This is a genomic window from Actinophytocola sp. (genome assembly GCF_035942955.1).
Taxonomy (GTDB): Bacteria; Actinomycetota; Actinomycetes; order Mycobacteriales; family Pseudonocardiaceae; genus DASYTH01.
In genome coordinates this window covers 1-3,121 of the sequence record NZ_DASZCQ010000314.1, presented here as the reverse complement: position 1 = coordinate 3,121, position 3,121 = coordinate 1, and the positions used below count along the sequence as shown (strand labels likewise).

General features: G+C 68.9%; 4 protein-coding genes. 1 reads left to right on the top strand and 3 read right to left on the bottom strand.

Annotated elements, in window-relative coordinates:
* Positions 1–65: 65 nt before the first annotated feature.
* The gene (locus tag VGX25_RS31165) at positions 66–668 is read right to left on the bottom strand and encodes a hypothetical protein (protein ID WP_326921532.1); all 603 of its coding nucleotides are present in this window, start codon (positions 666–668) and stop codon (positions 66–68) included.
* 82 nt (positions 669–750) lie between these two features.
* Here VGX25_RS31165 and VGX25_RS31160 point away from each other — a divergent pair, with 82 nt between their 5' ends.
* Positions 751–1,464: an XRE family transcriptional regulator gene (locus VGX25_RS31160; RefSeq protein ID WP_326921531.1), complete on the top strand. Its 714-nt coding sequence runs from the start codon at positions 751–753 to the stop codon at positions 1,462–1,464.
* 147 nt (positions 1,465–1,611) lie between these two features.
* Here the strand turns inward: VGX25_RS31160 and VGX25_RS31155 are convergent, their stop codons facing one another.
* Positions 1,612–2,172 carry an NUDIX hydrolase gene (locus tag VGX25_RS31155; RefSeq protein WP_326921530.1) on the bottom strand — a complete coding sequence of 187 codons (561 nt, stop codon included), beginning with the start codon at positions 2,170–2,172 and terminating at the stop codon, positions 1,612–1,614.
* Positions 2,173–2,245: 73 nt separating this feature from the next.
* On the bottom strand, positions 2,246–3,121 hold an 876-nt coding region (locus VGX25_RS31150), incomplete at its 5' end, for a vWA domain-containing protein (RefSeq protein ID WP_326921529.1).

Sequence of the window (3,121 nt, the reverse complement as noted above, 5' to 3'; positions counted from 1 at the left end):
GCGCGCGGCGCGGCCCTTGCCTCACCAACCACGGTACGACCGGACATATCGATGCCGGCTCGGCGTCACACTGCTTCCCAGTCCAGAACGGTGCAGTCTCGCAGCTCCCTCACCAGCTGGGCGGCGCAGACCCAGCCAATGGCCGGGTCGTCGAAGGCCACGACGGCGTCAGCAACCGCGATGGGCAAGGGGTTTCCGGCTTGGTAACGGACGCCGTACACGCCCGCCACCGCGGACCGGCCGACGCGCACCGCGACGGCGCCCAACCGCAGAGCCGGGCACACCCGGACCGATCGGCGGGCGCACGGCAAGCAGACCGGTGGCTCGGTCGCGGCCATCCGCTCGGGCCAGCCCGGCCAGTCGTTTCGGAAGTCCCTCACCAACCACAGCACACCCTGCTCGGTACGGTCGGGCGGCCCGGCGCAAATCCCGCACAGCAGCCGGCGCATGGCCCGGCGCTGCCGCAGCGGATGAACCTTGCCGAACTCCGGCCGACCCCGACCCGGCCGCGACGCCATTCGCTGCCACAGCACACCATTCCCGTCCCGATCACCCAATGTCTCGTCCGCATAGGCAATACCGGATCCGGGGCGTGCAATGACCTCGGTCGGCAGCGGCTGTTCGGTAGTCCAGGTCGTGACGTACGGGACACCGGAGTCGAGGGTCATGAACATGGTACCGCACTCAGGGAGTGCGATCGGGAGCCCGGAAGTCGAACTCGTTCGCGAGGTGACTGCCGCCTTCCGACGCGTGGACAACAAGTATGGTGGCGCCCATAGCCGCAGCGCTGTCACCTCCTATCTGGCCATCAATGTTGAACCGATGCTCCGCGATGGTCGGGCCCGGGAAGCCGTGCGCAACGAGTTGGTCACCGCCGCCGCCGAACTACATCAACTTGCTGGATGGATGGCGTATGACACCGGCCACGCCGACGTTGGCCGTACTCACCTGCGTACAGCCTTGCGGCTATGTCAGCAAGCGGGAGACGACGGGCTCAGCGCAGAAATGCTGGCGGCCATGAGCCATCACGCCGCGTTCCACGGTGCTCCGGAATCGGCTGTCGATCTCGCGCTGGCCGCCCGGCAAACTGCCAAGCGTGCGGGATTGCCTGCACTGCAAGCGGAAACGGCAGTGATGGAAGCGCATGGACTCGCACTGCAGCGCGACATGCAACGATGCCTGGCGGCCATGCGTGATGCCGAGAACGCCTTCTCCGAAATCGATACTGCCGACGTGCCATCATGGCTGCGCTACTTCGATGGTGCCTACCTGTCGGCGAAGTTCGCGCATACATTCAGAGATCTGGGCCGGCCCCAGGAGGCCGAGCGGTTTGCTCGCCGATCATTGGAGATGAGCGCTGGATACGAGCGAGGCCGCCTGTTCAACACGGCTCTGCTCGCGTCGATCCTTGCGGACATGGGCAGGCCCGAGGAAGCCTGCGCCCACGGTGCTCTAGCCGTATAGATGACAACCAGCGTGCGCTCGGTCAGAAGCTCGGCCTACCTTGCCGATGTCGCTCGCAGGCTCGCTCCATACCGAACAGGTGCGGCTGTCGGATCGCTCTACCGCCAGATGATCCAGGCCGGAATCCCCGTGCCTGCAGGCTGACGATCACTGCGGTGGGAACGCCAGCACATGGAGCAGACCGACCTGTGACGCAGCACCCACTATCTCCCCGCTTGCGATCCGATTCCGGACCGATGCAAGCGGAATCCACGCGATCCGCTCAGCCTCGTTGATGTCCGGCGGGTTACCAACATGGTCTGCGCCCATGGCGAGGAACAGCAGGTTCTCCGCATCGGCACTGCCGACCATGGGCTGCAGCGACACCAACGGCCGCACGTGCCGCGGTCGCCAACCGGTTTCCTCCTCGACCTCCCGGGTGGCGGTGATCAGCGGATCCTCGTCAGGATCGACATAGCCGCCGGGCAGCTCCCACACCCACTTGTCGATGATGAACCGGTGCCGCCACATCATGAGCACCCGATCCTGATCACCGAGCACAACCATCATCGCGGCCTTCGGCACTCGTAGCACGTACTGCTCGAACGTGACCCCGTCCGGCAGCTCGACCGACGCAATGCTCAACCGCAGGCGTCGCGTGTCGTCAACCAACCGCTCACCGTGGATCGTCCAGCGCGTCACCTCCGCGCTACGCCGCTCATCAACCACGAGCCGGACGCTACCGGCCCTGTGTAGGGCCTGCCGCGCAGCCTTGTCCGTGCATCCACCTTGCCTGATCGCACTACGGGTGGGTGGGCGGTAGTCCGGTGGTGAGGTGTGGGCGGGTGGCGTTCCGGAGGGCAGCGAGGAGTTCGTCGAGGGCGTTGAGGTTGTGGGCGCTGACGACGGCGTCGCAGTAGGGCCAGGCGGCGGCCATTCCGCCGGCGAGGGGGCGGTAGGCGGGGCGGGCGGTGCGCGGGTTGGCCCAGACGATGCGGTGGGCGACCGCGGACAGGGCGGCGAGTTGGGTGGCGAGGTCGGCGGGGTCGCCGGTTTCCCAGCCGTCCGAGACGATCAGCACCACGGCGCCGCGAGCCAGGCCGCGGCGGCCATGGGTGCGGTTGAACTCGGCGAGGGCGTCGGCGATGCGGGTGCCGCCGGACCAGTCCGGGGCGAGGCGGCCGGCGCGCTCGAGGGCGACCGAGGGGCGGGTGCGGGAGAGGTCCCGGGTGAGGCGGGTCAGGCGGGTGGCGAAGGTGAAGACCTCCGCGCGGGCGCCGGCCGCCGCGCAGTAGAGCAGCTGGATCATGGCGCGGGCGTAGGGTTCCATCGAGCCGGAGATGTCGCACAGCACGACCAGCTTGCGGGGCTTGGGTTTCGGCGCGCGGCGGACCAGACGCATGGGCTGGCCGCCGGTGCGCCGGGCCCGGGACAGGGTGCCGCGCAGGTCGACCGGCCGGCCGGCCAGCGACCGGCGGTGGCGGCGGGACCGGCGGGTCGGGGTGCTCAGGGTGAACCGGCGCATCAGCTCGGTCAGCGCGGCCAGCTCGTCCGGGGACAGGTCGGCGAAGTCCCGGTTGGCCAGCCGTTCGCCCGCGCTGGCAAGGAAAGCGTGCTCGATCTCGCGGTCGCTGGGCGGGCCGGTCGGCGCGCGGCCGGTGTCCGGGCGGCCCGCGGC